General features: G+C 71.7%; 15 protein-coding genes. 9 read left to right on the top strand and 6 right to left on the bottom strand.

Going from position 1 to position 15,564, the window contains the following annotated elements:
* Positions 1 to 2: 2 nt before the first annotated feature.
* From KEC57_RS06125 to KEC57_RS06085, 9 genes are all read left to right on the top strand, one after another.
* Positions 3 to 1,103: an ABC transporter ATP-binding protein gene (locus KEC57_RS06125; protein ID WP_229383626.1), complete on the top strand. Its 1,101-nt coding sequence runs from the start codon at positions 3 to 5 to the stop codon at positions 1,101 to 1,103.
* Positions 1,100 to 1,924 (top strand): ABC transporter ATP-binding protein, encoded by an 825-nt coding sequence (locus tag KEC57_RS06120; protein WP_229383625.1) that lies wholly within the window; start codon positions 1,100 to 1,102, stop codon positions 1,922 to 1,924. Before KEC57_RS06125 ends, KEC57_RS06120 begins: the two co-directional genes overlap by 4 nt.
* Entirely contained in the window at positions 1,809 to 3,596 is a 1,788-nt protein-coding gene (locus tag KEC57_RS06115; RefSeq protein WP_372456948.1) for a protoporphyrinogen/coproporphyrinogen oxidase, read from the top strand. The genes KEC57_RS06120 and KEC57_RS06115 overlap by 116 nt, the downstream gene beginning before the upstream one ends.
* A 100-nt stretch (positions 3,597 to 3,696) precedes the next feature.
* Positions 3,697 to 4,083, top strand: coding sequence for a hypothetical protein (locus KEC57_RS06110; RefSeq protein WP_229383623.1), 387 nt, complete (start codon positions 3,697 to 3,699; stop codon positions 4,081 to 4,083).
* Between the two features lies 1 nt (position 4,084).
* The gene (locus KEC57_RS06105) at positions 4,085 to 4,486 is read left to right on the top strand and encodes a phage holin family protein (RefSeq protein WP_229383622.1); all 402 of its coding nucleotides are present in this window, start codon (positions 4,085 to 4,087) and stop codon (positions 4,484 to 4,486) included.
* Positions 4,476 to 4,775: a DUF3618 domain-containing protein gene (locus tag KEC57_RS06100; RefSeq protein WP_229383621.1), complete on the top strand. Its 300-nt coding sequence runs from the start codon at positions 4,476 to 4,478 to the stop codon at positions 4,773 to 4,775. Before KEC57_RS06105 ends, KEC57_RS06100 begins: the two co-directional genes overlap by 11 nt.
* A 160-nt stretch (positions 4,776 to 4,935) precedes the next feature.
* On the top strand, positions 4,936 to 5,778 hold the full coding sequence (locus KEC57_RS06095) for a uroporphyrinogen-III synthase (protein WP_229383620.1): 843 nt from the start codon (positions 4,936 to 4,938) through the stop codon (positions 5,776 to 5,778).
* Between the two features lie 7 nt (positions 5,779 to 5,785).
* Complete coding sequence (cofD, locus tag KEC57_RS06090) at positions 5,786 to 6,769, top strand: 2-phospho-L-lactate transferase (RefSeq protein ID WP_229383619.1); 984 nt, start codon at positions 5,786 to 5,788, stop codon at positions 6,767 to 6,769.
* A gap of 1 nt (position 6,770) precedes the next feature.
* Positions 6,771 to 7,514, top strand: a complete 744-nt coding sequence (locus KEC57_RS06085) for a sulfite exporter TauE/SafE family protein (RefSeq protein ID WP_229383618.1) — start codon at positions 6,771 to 6,773, stop codon at positions 7,512 to 7,514.
* 9 nt (positions 7,515 to 7,523) lie between these two features.
* Here the strand turns inward: KEC57_RS06085 and KEC57_RS06080 are convergent, their stop codons facing one another.
* The 6 genes from KEC57_RS06080 to cofG form a co-directional block, all read right to left on the bottom strand.
* The gene (locus KEC57_RS06080; RefSeq protein WP_229383617.1) at positions 7,524 to 8,516 is read right to left on the bottom strand and encodes a class I SAM-dependent methyltransferase; all 993 of its coding nucleotides are present in this window, start codon (positions 8,514 to 8,516) and stop codon (positions 7,524 to 7,526) included.
* A gap of 25 nt (positions 8,517 to 8,541) precedes the next feature.
* Positions 8,542 to 8,973: a cupin domain-containing protein gene (locus KEC57_RS06075; protein WP_229383616.1), complete on the bottom strand. Its 432-nt coding sequence runs from the start codon at positions 8,971 to 8,973 to the stop codon at positions 8,542 to 8,544.
* Positions 8,974 to 9,651: 678 nt separating this feature from the next.
* The gene (gene cofC / locus KEC57_RS06070; protein ID WP_229383615.1) at positions 9,652 to 10,389 is read right to left on the bottom strand and encodes a 2-phospho-L-lactate guanylyltransferase; all 738 of its coding nucleotides are present in this window, start codon (positions 10,387 to 10,389) and stop codon (positions 9,652 to 9,654) included.
* Positions 10,386 to 11,396 carry a glucose-6-phosphate dehydrogenase (coenzyme-F420) gene (fgd, locus tag KEC57_RS06065; RefSeq protein ID WP_229383614.1) on the bottom strand — a complete coding sequence of 337 codons (1,011 nt, stop codon included), beginning with the start codon at positions 11,394 to 11,396 and terminating at the stop codon, positions 10,386 to 10,388. The genes cofC and fgd overlap by 4 nt, the downstream gene beginning before the upstream one ends.
* Entirely contained in the window at positions 11,393 to 12,922 is a 1,530-nt protein-coding gene (locus KEC57_RS06060) for a flavin-containing monooxygenase (RefSeq protein WP_229383613.1), read from the bottom strand. Before KEC57_RS06060 ends, fgd begins: the two co-directional genes overlap by 4 nt.
* Positions 12,919 to 15,537, bottom strand: a complete 2,619-nt coding sequence (gene cofG, locus KEC57_RS06055) for a 7,8-didemethyl-8-hydroxy-5-deazariboflavin synthase CofG (RefSeq protein WP_229383612.1) — start codon at positions 15,535 to 15,537, stop codon at positions 12,919 to 12,921. The genes KEC57_RS06060 and cofG overlap by 4 nt, the downstream gene beginning before the upstream one ends.
* Positions 15,538 to 15,564 lie beyond the last annotated feature (27 nt).

Raw genomic sequence — 15,564 nt, 5'->3', positions numbered from 1 at the left:
CCATGGTTCGACACGCTCAGCAGCCGGGAGAGGCGCCGGTGCGAACGGATGCGCCGGATGCCGACATCCTCTGCGTCGATCTGGTGCGGATCTTCAAGGTGCTCTCGGCCGGCGGGCAGGGCGTCGAGGTACAGGCGCTCCAGGGGCTGAATCTGCGTGTGGAGGCGGGCGAGCTGGTCGCCGTGGTGGGAGCATCCGGGTCGGGGAAGTCCACGCTCCTATCGATCCTGTCGAGCCTGGACCAGCCCACGGCGGGCGTGGCGTGGGTCGCCGGCCACGATCTGCTCACGATGAAGGAGAAGGAGCGCGTCGCGTTCCGCCGCCGCAGCGTCGGGTTCGTGTGGCAGCAGACCTCGCGCAACCTTCTGCCGTACCTCTCGGCGAGCGAGAACGTCGCCGCAACGCTGGCGATCACCGGTGCGGCGCGAGGTGCCGCCGCGCGCCGCGCGCGCGTCGCAGAGATGCTCGACCTGCTGGAGGTGACGCACTGCGCCGAGCGCAGGCCCGCCGAGATGTCGGGCGGCGAGCAGCAGCGCGTCGCGATCGCCGTCGGCATCGCGAACAGCCCGCGGGTGCTCCTGGCCGATGAGCCGACCGGCGAGCTCGACGACACCACGAGCGCGCACGTGCTCGAGGCCATGCGAGCGGTCAACCGCGAGCTCGGCGTCACCACGCTCATCGTGACGCACGACCCTGCGGTCTCGGAGCACGTCGCGCGCACCGTGCAGATCCGCGACGGCCGCACCTCGACCGAGGTGCTCCGCTCGACGCGCGTCGACGAGCACGGCGCCGAACAGCACGTCGCCGAGGAGTACGCCGTGCTCGACCGCGTCGGGCGCCTCCAGCTTCCCGACGACTTCGTGTCCGCGCTCGATCTGCGTGAGCGCGTGCGCCTCGCCCTCGAGCCCGACCACGTCGGCGTCTGGCCCGGTCAGCGTCCGACAACCACCTCGGACCGCTCGAGCGACCACGAATCCGCGAGGGTCGAGGCATCCGTGCCCCAGAATCATCCGGGGGGAACCGCTTCCAGCGAGGATTTCCGGGACACGGCGGAGGGGACCGAGACGACGACGTCGCCGACGACCGAGGAGGAGCCGTCATGACCCTGGCACTGCGCGGCGAGAAGCTGACCCGCACATTCCGCTCCGCTGCCGGCGACGTGCACGCGTGCGTCGACATCGACATCGAGGTGGCCGAGGGCGAGCTGGTCGTGGTGCGCGGCTCGTCGGGTGCGGGCAAGACGACGCTGCTCAACCTGCTGGGCGGACTCGACCAGCCCACCTCGGGGCGCGTGTGGATCGGCGACGTCGAGGCCACGGCGCTCGACGAGGACGAACTCGCCCGGGTACGGCGGGAGCGCCTCGGCTTCGTGTTCCAATCCTTCGGGCTGATCCCGATCATGTCCGCCGCCGAGAACGTCGAACTGCCGCTGCGCATCGCGAAGACGGCGCCGGCCGAGCGCGACCGCCGCGTCGCCGAGGCACTGCGCCTCGTCGGGCTCGCCGATCACGCCGCCCAGCGACCGGGCGAGCTGTCGGGAGGCCAGCAACAGCGTGTCGGCATCGCACGGGCGATCGCCGTGCGGCCGCACGTGCTCATCGCCGACGAGCCGACCGGACAGCTCGACTCCCGCACCGCCGCCACGGTCATGGACCTCATCGGCGACCTGGTGCACTCGCAGGGGCTGGCGGCGGTGGTCTCGACGCACGACCCGCTGCTCGTGCAGCGCGCCGATCGGGTGATCGAGCTGCACGACGGACGCGTCACCTCGGTCGGCGGCCACGCTCCGGCGGGTCCCGGGCCGGCCGATGAAGCATCCGGGCCGGCCGATGCATCCGATGACGCAGAAGGGCCGTCCGAAGACGCGCCGCACCCCCCGCGCACGCGCGCCGAGGCGCGGGAACAGCGCCACACCGACGGCTGACGGAAACCCCCGGGATGGAAGGATGGATGCCGTGACCGTCCCGACGCCCTCTCCAGACGCCGCCCCGGCGGCCTCTCCACTCGCTGCCGGCGTGTCGAGCGGAGCCTCTGGCCACGGGCACTCAGACGGGGTGCCCGGAGTCTCCGGGCGTGTGGGCCCAGCCTCCGAACCGCTCGAAGAGCTCGTCGCGCACGCCCGAGACACCCGGGTCGTGGTCATCGGCGGAGGCATCGCCGGTCTCACGGCGGCGTGGGAGTGCGCCAAGGTCGGCATGTCGGTGACGGTCGTCGAGGCATCCGATCGGCTCGGTGGTGTGATCGGCTCGGCGGAGGTCGCCGGAGTTCGCCTCGAGACCGGCGCGACCTGCTGGTCGACCCGCGGCGGCGCGGTGCGGCGGCTCGTCGCCGAGGTCGCACCGGATGCGGTCGTCGTCACTCCCCGCGACGATCGCGAGTGGCTCGCGGGACTTCCGCGGGGTGCGGCGGCGCCGCTCCCGGTCGAGAACGTGCTCGGAATCCCGGCGAACGCGTGGGACGAGAGCGTCCGCCGGGTGATCGGCTGGAGCGGCACCTGGCGCGCCTATGTCGACCGACTGCGTCCGCCTCTGACGATCGGCACGCAGCGCAGTCTCGGCCGCCTCGTCCGAAGCCGCATGGGCGACGCCGTGCTCCACCGGCTCGTCGCACCTCTCAGCATCGACCGCTTCGGGCTGCTCCCCGACGACGTCGACGTCGAGGTCGCGATCCCCGCTCTCAGCCCGGCGCTCACCCGTACCGGGTCGCTCGGCGCCGCCGTCTCGGAGATCCGTCTCGACGCCGCGTCCGGTCCGGCGATCGAGACGATCGAGGGAGGGATGCCGCAGCTCGTCGCCGCCCTTCGCGACAAGCTCGCCGGTCGGGGCGCCACCATCCGCACCGGCGCCCGCGTCCTGGCCCTCGCGCGAGCGAACGCGGGATGGACGATCGACCTCGACGCGGACATCGCGGCACCCGGATCGGGTGCGGGCGACGATGCGCCGGATCTCACACCCGAGACGGCCTCGCAGTACACCGCCGATGCGGTCATCGTCGCGACGGACGAAGCCACGGCCCGTGTGCTGCTGGCGTCCGCCGCGGGCTCCCCGGCGTTCGCGGACGTCACGCCGGCGGGCATCGCGCGCGAGGTCGTCACACTGCTCATCGAGGCTCCCGCCCTCGACACCGCTCCGCGCGGAGCGCACGTCCACGCGATCCCGGGCGCCCACCGTGCCGTCGGGCTCGTCCACGAGACCGCGCGCTGGGACTGGCTCGCGCGCGCGATCGGCCCCGGGCGCCACGTGGTGCGCGTCGCCTTCGGGGGCCCGGCCGACCCGCCCGCCACCGCGGGACTCGGCGACGCCGATGCCGCAGGGATGGCGCTGGCCGAGGCATCCGCTCTCCTGGGGGTGGCGCTCGACGACCATCATCTCGTCGGCGCTCACCGGGACTCCTTCACGCTCGTTCCACCGGTCTCGGCGGTCGGGCAGCGGGAACGTGCTGCGGCCGCACGCGCCGCCATCGCCGCGGCGCCCGGCATCGCCGCGGTGGGGGCGTGGGTTTCGGGAAGCGGCCTCGCGCAGGTCGTCGGGGATGCCCAGACCGAGGCGGATCGTCTGCGCAGAAGCCTGATCTGGCGCAGCGGCGACAACGCCTGAGGAGTGTTCGCGCAGCCCGTGTCAAGGCGGATGCCGGAATCGGAATACAGGGCTACCCTGGGAGGGTCGTCAGGTGCACCACCGAGCGTGAGGAGACCCCATGAGGGGCAAAGCAGGACTCGTCGTCGGACTCGCCATCGGGTACGTGCTGGGCAGCCGGGCAGGCCGCGAGCGCTACGAGCAGATCAAGGGCCAGTGGCTGAAGGTCTGGAACCTCGGCCCCGTGCAGGAGCAGGTCGGCAAGGTGAAGGACTTCGCCAAGTCCCAGGCGATGGCCCTGCCGTCGACGCTGTGGGACTCCGCGGTGAAGGTGGCGCAGGCCGCTTCGTCGAAGGGCTCGGCCGGGCAGAAGCTGGATGCCGCGGTGCAGGTCGGCAAGGAATCCGCGGACGACATCGCCAAAGCGGCCGACACGTCGGCCCGCGCGGTGAAGGATGTCGTGGACGACGTCATCGACGACGCGACGAGCGGTCAGGGCGGAGCCTGACGTGACGAGCCCGCGTGGCTTCCGCGACCGCGCGGACGACAGCCTGCTCACGCTGATCGGCGAAATCCCGGAGCTGATCCGCAACCTGGTGATCGCCGAGATTGAGGGTGCGAAGGCGTGGGTCGCGCGCACCGCTAAGGACGGCGGCTGGGGCGCGCTGTGGATGTTCGCCGCCCTCTTCGTGCTGTTCTGGGCGGTGCCCGTCTTCGGCACGTTCGTGATCGCCGGTCTCTCGTCGTGGTGGCCGGTGTGGCTGTCGGCGCTGGTCGTCTTCTTCGCGATGCTGATCGTGACGGCCGTGCTGGCCCTCCTCGGCATCCTGCGCTTCCGCAAGATCGGCGAACGCCAGAACCCCGTGCAATCGATCGCCCAGGACGTGAAGGAGGTGCGCGATGAGCTCTGACGCGCCCGTGCCACTGCCCCAGACCGCCGTGGTTCTGCCCAGGACCGCTGTTCCCCTCGGCATCACCGATCCGGTCGAGCAGGCCAGGGCCGAGCTGAAGGCCGCACTCGCCGCCATCGAGGTCAAGGCGAACGTTCCCCGCCGGGTTTCGCGGAAGGTCGATGACACCGTCGCCCAGGTCCGCAAGTTCCAGCGGTCCAACCCCGCACTCACCGCCGTGGCCGTCGTCGTCGGCGCCGCCGCAGTCGGAGCCGCGGTGTGGGGACTGGTGCGTCTCTATACCCGCTGACTGAACCGACCGGACATACCTTTCTCACAGGGGGGTATGCTCAGGGTGCAAGGCAGTGCAATGGTGCGTATGCTGCCGATCGCGCGAACCCGATTCAACCGCGCATCGGCTGCTCGAACGTTCAGGGCGGCCGACCGAGCACCATGAGAGTCGACCCCCCATGAATCAAGCCTCACAGCACTCGTCCGCAAAGCCCCTCGCCGGCTGGCGCGTCCTCGTGCCCCGAGGTGGCCCCTGGGGAGATGGAGTCGCCGCCTCGCTGCGCCATCAGGGAGCGGTTCCCGTGATCGCGCCGCTCATCAACTTCGCACCGACGAACGACCAGGACTCGCTCGACCAGGCCCTCGCCGACCTCGCCGCCGGAGCGTTCGACTGGCTCACCGTGACCAGCGCGACGACAGTGGATGTGCTCTACGCCTACCGCGCGGTCGTGCCGCCGACCACGAAGATCGCCGCCGTCGGCGAGACCACCGCCGCCGCCCTGCTGGCCGTCGGATACGGCGTGGACCTGGTTCCGGAACGCGACAACTCCGCGGCCGGGATGGCCGAGCAGCTCATCGCTCTCGAGCCGCACTCCCGCGACATCCTGACTCTTCGCAGCGAGATCGCGAAGCCGGTGCTCACGCGAATGCTGTCGGAGGCGGGTCACCGCGTGCGGAGCGTCGTCGCCTATCGCACGGTCGGCGTTCCGGTGACCGATCGCATCGCCGAGGACGTGCGGTCGGGCCGCATCAACGCCATCCTCGTGACGAGCGGCTCGGTCGCCGAGCAGGTGCACGCCCAGTTCCCCGAGGTTCCCGACACGACCCTCATCGCAGCGATCGGGCCGCGCACGGCGAAGGATGCCAAGCGCGCCGGACTCGACGTCGACATCGTCGCCGAGGTGCAGACGGTCGACGCGCTCATCGACGCGGTCGCGAAGTTCTCGCTGCCCCACGCTGCCGACGAATTCGCTCCCAAGACGGGGGCCCTGCCGCTGCCCGGTCTCGACCTTCGCGCCTGAACCGACGATGCCCGTCACGCCTCGCATCGTCGTGCTCGCCGGCGGCGTCGGGGGCTCGCGCTTCGTGCTCGGAGTCCGCGAGGCACTGCGTCGTCGCGGCATCGCCGACACCGCCGAAGCCCTCACGGTCGTGGTCAACACCGGGGACGACCTGTGGCTGTCGGGCGTGCGACTGCAGCCCGATGTCGACTCGATCATGTATGCGCTGGCCGGTGTCAACGACACCGAGCGAGGCTGGGGACGTCAGGGAGACACCGAACGCGTCAACGCGGAGCTGCAGGAGTGGGATGCCGGCTGGCCCTGGTTCACGCTCGGCGACCTCGACCTCGGCACGCACCTCGCCCGCACCGGCTGGTTGAGGGACGGCCTTACGCCGACCGAGGTGCTGGAGCGGATGTCGCGCCGCTGGCCGCTGGGAGCACGCCTGCTTCCGATGACCGACGCCGAGGTCGACACGATCGTCGTCCTCGAGGACGGCTCGCGCCTGCATTTCCAGGAATGGTGGACGCGTCACCGCGCCACGCTCACCCCGTCGCGCTTCGACAACCCGGGAATCGATTCCGCTTCGCCCGCACCGGGTGTGGCGGATGCGATCGCCGCCGCCGACGTGGTGCTCGTCGCACCGTCGAACCCCGTCGTCTCGATCGGCCCGATCCTCGCGGTTGCGGGCATCCGCAACGTGCTGCGCGCCACCGCGGCCCCGATCGTCGGCGTCTCGCCGATCATCGGCGGACGGGTCGTGCGAGGCATGGCCGACGTCTGCCTCGCCGCGATCGGCGTCGAGACGACCGCAGACGCCGTCGCCGCGCACTACGGGGCGCGTGCCCACGGCGGGCTGCTCGACGCCTGGCTCATCGCCGAGGAGGACGCGGCTCTGGCCGCCGGTGTCGACGGGTTCGGCATCCGGTCGATCGTCACGCCGCTGTGGATGACCGATGTCGATCGCTCCGCCGCACTCGCCGAATCGGCGCTCGCCGCCGCCGGCGTCTGACGTGCCCGAGCTGACCTGGTTCGCGTGGGCACTGCTCGGCCTCGCCGCAGTGATCGTCGGCCTTTCGAAGACGGCCGTGCCGGGTGCGGGCACCATTGCGGTGGCGATCTTCGCCGCGGTGCTGCCGGCGAAGCAGTCGACGGGCGTGCTGCTGCTCCTGCTGATCGTCGCCGACATCTTCGCCGTCACGATGTACCGGCGGCACGCGGATTGGAAGACGCTCGTGCGTCTCGCGCCCGCAGTCGTGGTCGGTCTCGCGGTCGGTGCGGTGTTCCTCGCGTTCGCCGACGACGTGTGGGTGAAGCGCACGATCGGCGTGATCCTGCTCGCGGTGATCGCGATCACCCTGCTGCGCCGCCGCATGCAGGCCGGTGCCGCGTCGAGCGGGTCGCACCGGGTCGCCGCGGCGACCTACGGCACACTGGGCGGCTTCACGACGATGGTCGCCAACGCGGCCGGGCCCGTGATGTCGATGTACTTCCTCGCCGCCCGATTCGAGGTGAAGGCCTTCCTCGGCACCGCCGCATGGTTCTTCGCGATCGTCAACATCGCCAAGGTGCCGCTGTCGATAAGCATCGGCATCATCACGGTTCCGGGCCTGCTCATCGACCTGGTCCTGGTGCCGTTCGTCGTCGCCGCAGCGTTCCTCGGACGCTGGATCGCCGGACGGATCCCGCAGTCCGTGTTCGAGAAGCTCGTGATCGGCTTCACCGTCGTCGGCGCGGTGTATCTGCTCGTGGTGTGACGGGGTCCGTCACTCGCCCTCGGCCCGGCGTCGTCTGGGCCGGGTCAGCAGCCAGGCCAGCCCGCACAGTACCGCCGTAGCCCCGAGCCAGAGCCAGGTCGTGGTCTCGAGCCCGACGAGCGACTGCTGCCACGACGTGCAGTACGACTCGCCGGGAACGCTGGAGTCGGCGCACATCCCGGCCGTGAACAACGGGAAGAAGACGATCGCGGCCGCCACGCCCGCCACGCCCAGCCACACTGCCGTGCGGGCGGTGGAGGAGGGGCCGCGGCCCGGGGTCGTCATGTCGTCACGATAGGACTCTCGCCCGCTCGGCCACGCAATCGACGCTGAGTCGTGACGTGGCGGGACACGCGGCATCCGCTCTGTCAGGCCGTGACGGATGCCTCCGCCCGCGCGATCGCGGTGATCCAGGGCTCGAGCGACGTCGGTCCGGTGGAGTCGAAGACGCGCAGCGGAATCCACCCGGCTGCGATCAGCCGCAGCGGCGAGTTCGCCCTCGGTCCAGTACGTGAAATGGCGCGCGTCTTCGAGCTTGGCGTTGGACCATCCCTCACCCGAGCCCTTCTTGAAACTCGCGGCCAAGGCGCCACCGGCTTTAGTGGCTCGCAGAGCTGTCGCGAGCACGGCGACGAGGTGCTCCCGCGGCACATGGAGCAGCACTGCGTTCGCGAACACCGCGTCGTAGGGTCCGCCGAAATCCTCGGCGCGCACGTCGAGCACGCGAGCGTCATGCCCCTGCGCACGCAACGTCGCGACGAACGGCTCGGCGCCGTCCGTCCGGTGTACGACGAGGCCGGCGGCTTCCAGTGCCGCGGCATCTCGCCCGGGTCCGCTCCCGAGCTCGAGCACCACCGCGCCCGGTGCGACGTGCGCGAGCAGATCGTCGACGAGCGGAGAGCGGACACCCGATGTGTGCGCGGCGTACCGCGCCGCGCCCCGTTCATATGCCGCGAGCGTCTTGGTCTGCGGATCGACCGGTTCGATCGCCTCCGCCGTCACGCTCGTGTCTGCCCGGCGTGAGCCGTCACGCCCAGGGCGACGGGCGGTCGGTGGCTCGCTGACTGTCGTCGGGGTAATGCGGCAGCTCGGAGCCCCCGGCGCGGATGCAGAGCCACCGCAGCTGCTCGGGGCTGTCGGGTGTGGCGCGCCAGGTACGCCACACGCCCTGCCCGACCCGGACGACACTGCCCGGACCGACCTCGACCACATCGTCGTCGAGGCCCATCTGGCCGCGGCCGCCGAGGAACACGTAGACCTCCTCGACGTGCGCGTGCGCGTGCCAGTAGCCTGCCTCTTCGCCGGGTTCCAGCGCGTTCGCCGTCATCCCGATGAACTGCATGGTCATGTCGTGGTCGACCACCCGCCGTCCATCGCGCGAACTCTCCGGGCGGAAGCCGCCATAATGCGACCGCCATTCGTCGAGCCCGCCCATCTCCAGCACTTCGTAGTCGCTCATCCCGCCAGGCTAGCGCCGGCCGCGAACGTGCGGCTCGTGCGCGCCAGGTTCGTCCGCACGGGACCGGACGCCGGCCGTGCGGTTGCCGCGAGTGGTCGCATCTGGGCGCTGACGCGGCAGTTCGGGCGAACTGCGCCGCGGGGATGCGGGGTCGGTGTGTGCGGTTGCCGCGAGTGGTCGCGTCCGGGCGCTGACGCGGCAGTTCGGGCGAACTGCGCCGGACGGGACCGGACGCGGGCCGTGCGGTTGCCGCGAGTGGTCGCGTCCGGGCGCTGACGCGGCAGTTCGGGCGAACTGCGCCGCGGGGATGCGGGGTCGGTGTGTGCGGTTGCCGCGAGTGGTCGCGTCCGGGCGCTGACGCGGCAATTTGGGCGAACTGCGCCGCGGGGACGCGGGGCCGGTGTGTGCGGTTGCCGCGAGTGGTCGCGTCCGGGCGCTGACGCGGCAGTTCGGGCGAACTGCGCCGCGGGGATGCGGGGCCGGTGTGTGCGGTTGCCGCGAGTGGTCGCGTCCGGGCGCTGACGCGGCAGTTCGGGCGAACTGCGCCGGACGGGACCGGACGCAGGCCGTGCGGTTGCCGCGAGTGGTCGCATCTGGGCGCTGACGCGGCAGTTCGGGCGAACTGCGCCGCGGGGATGCGGGGCCGGCGTGTGCGGTTGGTACCCGGGCACCACGCGGTCAGCGGCGGGTCGCGTCCAGCACAGCGGCGGTCCGCGCACCGAGACCGAGCGCACGTGCGGCCTCGAGCTGGGTCGCCGTGTCGACGTCGCGGCGGAGGGTCGAGGCATCCGGAATCTCCAGCGCCGCGCACCCCAGCGCGAGGTGCCTCGCGAACGACCCGTCGCCGAACGACGACGTCCACGCCACTCCGGCGCGCGCGGTCACGAGCGTCGAGCCGGTGCCCTCCGCGTCGGCGACGACGGCACGATCGACGGATGCCGCCGCCCGAAGCCCTGCGGCGAGATCCTCTGACCGCAGGGCCGGGAGGTCGCCGAGGAGTGCGGCGCGCGGCATCCGGCCGTTCGGATCCACCGCGGTCATTCCCGTCGCCACCGCGGCGTCGAGTCCCCGGCTCTCGCCCTCGGGGACGAACCGCAGTGCGGGGATCATGGCGGACTCTCGGGCCAGCGCCGCGTCATCGCTCACGATGACGACCTGCGCGACCAGCTCGCACCCGGTGGCGGCGGTGATCGTGTCGAGCGCGATCGCGTGAGCGAGGGCGGCGCGGTCGACGCCTTGCGCGTCGAGGCGGGACTTTCCGCGTGCCGGGGCCTTCACCGGCACGACGACGATCCAGCGCGTGTTCCCGAACTCCACGGATTTGCGGCTCGCATCGGCCTCGAATCCCTGCGCGGACCTCGGCGGCCCCGGATCAGTGGAGTTCTGCTTCCCGGGCCGCCGGAACAGCGGGGTCACGCGCCGAACTTCGCCCGCAGCCGCGGGAGGATCTCTTCGCCGTACATCCGCAGGAAGGAGCCCTGGTCGTGGCCCGGGTCGTGGAAGACGAGGTGGCGGAAGCCGAGTTCGATGTACCAGCCGATGCGCTCGACGTGCTCGTCGGGGTCGTCCGACACGATGAAGCGTGATGCGGCGCGCTCGATCGGCAGTTCCTCGCCGAGGCGCTGCATCTCGATGGGGTCGTCGATGCCCATCTTCTCCTCGGGGGTGAGGGCGAGCGGAGCCCAGAAGCGGGTCTTCTCGCGGGCGGCGTCGAGCGACGCGTCGAGTGAGACCTTGATCTCCATGAGCGTGTCGATGTCGTCGCGCGAGCGGCCGGCCTTCGCGAGGCCGTCGTCGAGCGCGGGCAGCAGCGTCTCGGTGTAGAGCTCGCGCTTCTTGCCGCTCGTGGTGATGAAGCCGTCGGCGATGCGGCCGGCGAGACGAGTCGCGGCAGGTCCTGCGGCGCCGATGTAGATCGGCACGGGCTCGGGCAGCTTGTCGTAGATCGTGATGTTGCGGGCCGTGTAGTACGTGCCGTCGAACGTGACACGGTCCTCGGACCACAGCCGGCGGATGAGTCCGATCGCCTCTTTCATGCGCTGGAAGCGCTCCGGCGGATCGGGCCACGCGATTCCCAGATTCGCTTCGTTGAGTGCCTCGCCGGTGCCCACCCCGAGGATCACGCGTCCCGGGTACATCACCCCGAGCGTCGCGAAGTCCTGCGCGACGACCGTCGGGTTGTAGCGGAACGTCGGCGTCAGCACCGACGTTCCGATCAGCACCCGCGACGTCTTCGCGCCGAGCGCGCCGAGCCAGGGAATGGATGCCGGGGCGTGTCCTCCTTCGTGCAGCCAGGGCTGCAGGTGGTCGGAGATGAAGACCGAGTCGAACCCGACCTCTTCGGCGAGGACCGCGTAGTCGAGCAGCTCGGACGGGCCGAACTGCTCGGCCGATGCCTTGTATCCGAATCGCAGGGGGATCATGCGAGTCCTCTCGTCGTTGCGCCGCCGGCGGAAAGGCGTGGCGCGGGGTCGAAGCCGTGCGGGGGTACCGGTTGCGGCTCGGTCAGGAATTCCGAGCCGTCGGCGCGGCCGAGCCGTGCGCGGAACGCGTCGACGGTGCCCGGCCACAGCAGGGTGAGCCGGCCCGAGCGCTCGTCGACGTACCAGTTGCGGCATCCGCCGGTCATCCAGGGGGTGGTGCGAGCCGCGCTCGCGATCTCATCGGTGTACGCGGCCTCGGCCGCGGGGTCGACGCGCAGCACGCCGCCCGCGAACTCGCGGCGAGAGAGCACGCGCGCCGCGTAGGACGCCTGCTCCTCGATCATGAGCACCGACGAGGAGTGGCCGAGCGAGGCGTTCGGTCCGTTGAGTACGAACAGGTTCGGGAAACCCGCGACGACGGTCGAGCCGAACGATGTCATGCCGCCCGACCAGTGCGCGGCCAGCGTCTCGCCGTGCTCACCGACCACGAGGTCGGCGTACGGCTGGCGCGTCGACGCGAAACCGGTCGCGAGCACGAGCGCATCGACCTCGTGACGGGTGCCGTCGGTCGCGAGGAGCGCAGTGCCCTGCACCGCCGAGAGGGCGGCCGGGACGAGGGCCACGGCGCCGGAGGCGACCGCCGGATAGAACTCGTCCGAGAGCAGGACGCGCTTGCACCCGAAGGCGTAGTCCGGGGTGAGCGCGGCGCGCAGGCCCGGGTCGGCGACCTGTGCCTCGAGATGCGCGAGCGCTGCGGCCTGAGCCTCTGCGGCGGCCGACGCGTCGCCTGATCGAGACGCGAAGCGCGCCTCGCCCTCGGCGTACAGGTCGGCGCGCACGGCGACGAGCTCGTGGGGATGCGACGCGAACCGGGCGCGGTCGGCATCCGAGTAAGTGCCTCCGCCGCGCGGCACGATCCACGCCGGGCTGCGCTGGAAGAGCGTCACCTGACCCGCGGTGCGCGCCAGCTCGGGAACGATCTGGACGGCGCTCGCCCCCGTACCGACGACACCGACGCGGAGGCCGGCGAGATCGGCCGCATGGTCCCAGCGCGCGGAGTGGAACAGCGGCCCGGGGAAGGTCTCGAGCCCGGTGATCTCGGGGATGGACGGTTCGGTCAGCCGCCCGCACGCCAGCACCAGCGCGTCGGCCACGACGATCCCGGTCGAGGTGCCGATGCGCCACACCTCGTGCTCGGCATCCCAATCCGCCCACTGCATCGCCGTTCCCAGCCGCAGCCGGTCCCGCAGCCCCTCCGCGTCGACGACGCGCTCGAGGTAGTCGTGGATCTCATTGCCGCGCGCGAATGTGCCCGACCAGGCCGGGTTCGGGTGCGACGCGAAGCCGTACAGATGCGAGGGGACATCGCACGCGACGCCGGGATAGGTGTTGTCGCGCCAGGTGCCGCCGACGGATGCCGCACGCTCGAGAAGGACGAAATCCTCCCGGCCCGCACGGCGGAGCGCGATGGCCGTGCCGATGCCGGCGAATCCGGCCCCGACGATCGCGACCTCGACGCGGGTCATCGCTGCAGCGCCTTGCGGTCCGCGGGCGGCTCGCGGTAGTCGGTGGTGCGCTGGCGGAACGGCCGGAACAGGCGCGCGACCAGGGCTGCGGCATCCGCCACGGGCAGTTCGAGACCCTGTTCGATGCCTGCCGCGGGCTTCACCCGCCCATCGAGCAGCGTGCCGCCGAGGTCGTCTCCACCGGACTGCAGAAGCACGGCGGATGCCTCGCGCCCGACGCGCGTCCACGGGATCTGAATGTGGGGGATGCTGCCCGACAGCAGCAGACGGGAGACGGCGACCATGGCGCGGTGCTCGTCGATCGCCGCCCGGCCCACCACCAGCGGAACGCCGCCCGCGGGCCCCGGGAGGGGGATCGGCACGAACTCGGTGAACCCGCCCGTGCCCGTCGCGGAGCCGTGCCCGCCCGTGCCCGTCGCGGAGCCGTGCCCGCCCGTGCCCGTCGCGGAGCCGTGCCCGCCCGCGGGGCTCGTCGAAGCGCCCTGCATCCTGCGCAGCCGGCGCAGGTGGGCGACGCGCTCGGCGGCGGTCTCGACGTGACCGTAGAACAGGACGGACGTGGACGAGAAGCCGGCGCGATGCGCGGCGGCGACGCCCTCGATCCAGCGATCGATCTCGAGGTCGCCGGGAGCGATCAGCGCGCGCACGCGCTCGCTCAGCACCTTCACGCCCGTCCCCGGGACGGTGTCGACACCGGCGTCGCGCAGCGCAGCGAGCGCGCCGGCGAGGCCGAGACCGCCGCGCTCGGCGAGGTCGCGCACATCCTGCGGCCGGTAGGCGTGCAGGTGGATGCGCGGGGCCGCCGCCTTGACGGCGCGGGCGATGTCGAGGTAGCCGACCGGGTCGGCGTCGGGCGGGAGGAGGCCCTGCACGCACAGTTCGGTCGCGCCGAGATCCCAGGCGTCGGCGGTGATCGCCGCGACGTCGTCGAGCGTGAACGTCGCGGGGTCGGCGGTCGGTTCGGGGCGGAGTCCGGAGGACGTCAGGTTGCGATTGACGACGAGGCTCACGGCCTCGCCCACGGTGTACCGCCTGACGTCATCGGCGGTGGCGGCGAGGGCGTCGAGGTCGCCCCCGGTGGCTTCGAGAAGCGTCGCCCATTCCGTGTCGTCGAGAGCGAGCGGGTCGGATGCCGCGGCTTCGGCGAGCTCCTTCACCCCGTGCCCACGTCGAGAATTCAGGAGATTCGGTCGTTGGCGCGCATCCGCAGAGGCATCGGCCGGCGCGTCTCCTGAATCCTCGACGCCGTCGCGTGAGAGCGCGGGGCCCAGGTGCGCCGTATCCGCGTCATCGTGCCCCGAACGCGCGCTCGGGCCCGCCGCCTTCACCGTGGCGGGGACCGACGCGGCCAACCCCGTCGCGGCATCCGCGAGCGCCGCCACCGCCGGGCGAAGGCCGGCATCGATCCAGGTCTCGGCATCGAGCACGAACTCGGGCTGGGCCGTCAGGCGCTCCCGCAGTTCGAAGCCGAGCTCGGATGTCATTCCGGCCAGGTCGTCGAGGTGCGGCCACGGGCGCTCGGGGTTGACGTGATCGGCGGTGAGCGGTGAGACCCCGCCCCAGTCGTCGGCGCCGGCGCGCACCAGCAGATCGAACTCTGCCGGGTCCGACAGGTTCGGCGGCACCTGGATCCGCATGCGCGGGCCCATCACGAGCCGGGCGACGGCGACCGCGGCGACGTACTCGAGAAGCTCGGCATCGGGCGCGCCCTGCATCGCGGTGCGCGGCTTCGCCCGGAAGTTCTGCACGATGACTTCCTGAACGTGTCCCTGCGCTCCGCCGGGGCCGTCGATCATATGCCGCTCGTGCGCGTCCCGGATCGCCACGAGCGACTCGGCACGGTCGCGCAGGGTCTCGCCGATCCCGACGAGGATGCCGGTCGTGAAGGGCACGCGCGCTCGCCCCGCGTCGTCGATGACGGCGAGCCGGACATCGGGGTCCTTGTCGGGCGAGCCGAAGTGCACCTGCCCCGGCTCATCGAACAACCGGCGCGAGGTCGTCTCGAGCATCATGCCCATCGAAGGGGCGGTGGGCCGCAGCGTCCGCAGCTCGTCCGCGCTCATCACGCCCGGGTTCAGGTGCGCGAGCAGGCCCGTTTCGGCGGTGACCAGGCGGGCGATGTGGCCCACGTAATCCAGGGTCGAGGCGAAGCCGTGCTCATCGAGCCACGCGCGGGCCTCGGGCCAGCGATCCTCGGGGCGATCGCCGAGGGTCAGCAGCACCTCTTTGCAGTCCATCGCCTGCCCCTGCCGGACGACGGCGAGCACCTGCTCGGGCGACATGAACGCGGGCTTGCGCTTCTTCAGCAGCTGACCGGGGGTGTCGACGAAGACGCAGTAGTGGCAGCGGTCGCGGCAGAGAGTGGTGAGCGGGACGAACACCTTGCGGGAGTAGGTCAGAACGCCAGGACGACCGGATGCCGCGAGCCCGGCATCCCTCATCGCTCCGGCGATCCGGAGCAGCCGTTCCAGACGTTCGCCCGTCGCGGAGAGGAGTGCTTCGGCATCTGCGACGTCGAGGCGCTCGCCGGAGTGCGCCCGCGCGAGCGCCCGGTCCACGGCCGCAGCAGCGGCCCGGGCCGGCGATTCGGCGATGGAGCTGGCCACGACGGTCATCGAACCAGTCTCGCACCGCGTGCGAGG

Origin of the sequence: Microbacterium allomyrinae (assembly GCF_020682705.1) — a bacterium.
Lineage (GTDB): Bacteria > Actinomycetota > Actinomycetes > Actinomycetales > Microbacteriaceae > Microbacterium > Microbacterium allomyrinae.
This window is presented reverse-complemented; position numbering and strand designations above follow the sequence as displayed.

Excerpts from the sequence above, each read along its gene's own strand:
- KEC57_RS06125 (WP_229383626.1), top strand. The coding sequence starts at position 3 with ATGGTTCGACACGCTCAGCAGCCGGGAGAGGCGCCGGTGCGAACGGAT.
- KEC57_RS06120 (WP_229383625.1), top strand. The coding sequence starts at position 1,100 with ATGACCCTGGCACTGCGCGGCGAGAAGCTGACCCGCACATTCCGCTCC.
- KEC57_RS06115 (WP_372456948.1), top strand. The coding sequence starts at position 1,809 with ATGAAGCATCCGGGCCGGCCGATGCATCCGATGACGCAGAAGGGCCGT.
- KEC57_RS06110 (WP_229383623.1), top strand. The coding sequence starts at position 3,697 with ATGAGGGGCAAAGCAGGACTCGTCGTCGGACTCGCCATCGGGTACGTG.
- KEC57_RS06100 (WP_229383621.1), top strand. The coding sequence starts at position 4,476 with ATGAGCTCTGACGCGCCCGTGCCACTGCCCCAGACCGCCGTGGTTCTG.
- KEC57_RS06095 (WP_229383620.1), top strand. The coding sequence starts at position 4,936 with ATGAATCAAGCCTCACAGCACTCGTCCGCAAAGCCCCTCGCCGGCTGG.
- cofD (WP_229383619.1), top strand. The coding sequence starts at position 5,786 with ATGCCCGTCACGCCTCGCATCGTCGTGCTCGCCGGCGGCGTCGGGGGC.
- KEC57_RS06075 (WP_229383616.1), bottom strand. The coding sequence starts at position 8,973 with ATGAGCGACTACGAAGTGCTGGAGATGGGCGGGCTCGACGAATGGCGG.
- fgd (WP_229383614.1), bottom strand. The coding sequence starts at position 11,396 with ATGATCCCCCTGCGATTCGGATACAAGGCATCGGCCGAGCAGTTCGGC.
- KEC57_RS06060 (WP_229383613.1), bottom strand. The coding sequence starts at position 12,922 with ATGACCCGCGTCGAGGTCGCGATCGTCGGGGCCGGATTCGCCGGCATC.
- cofG (WP_229383612.1), bottom strand. The coding sequence starts at position 15,537 with ATGACCGTCGTGGCCAGCTCCATCGCCGAATCGCCGGCCCGGGCCGCT.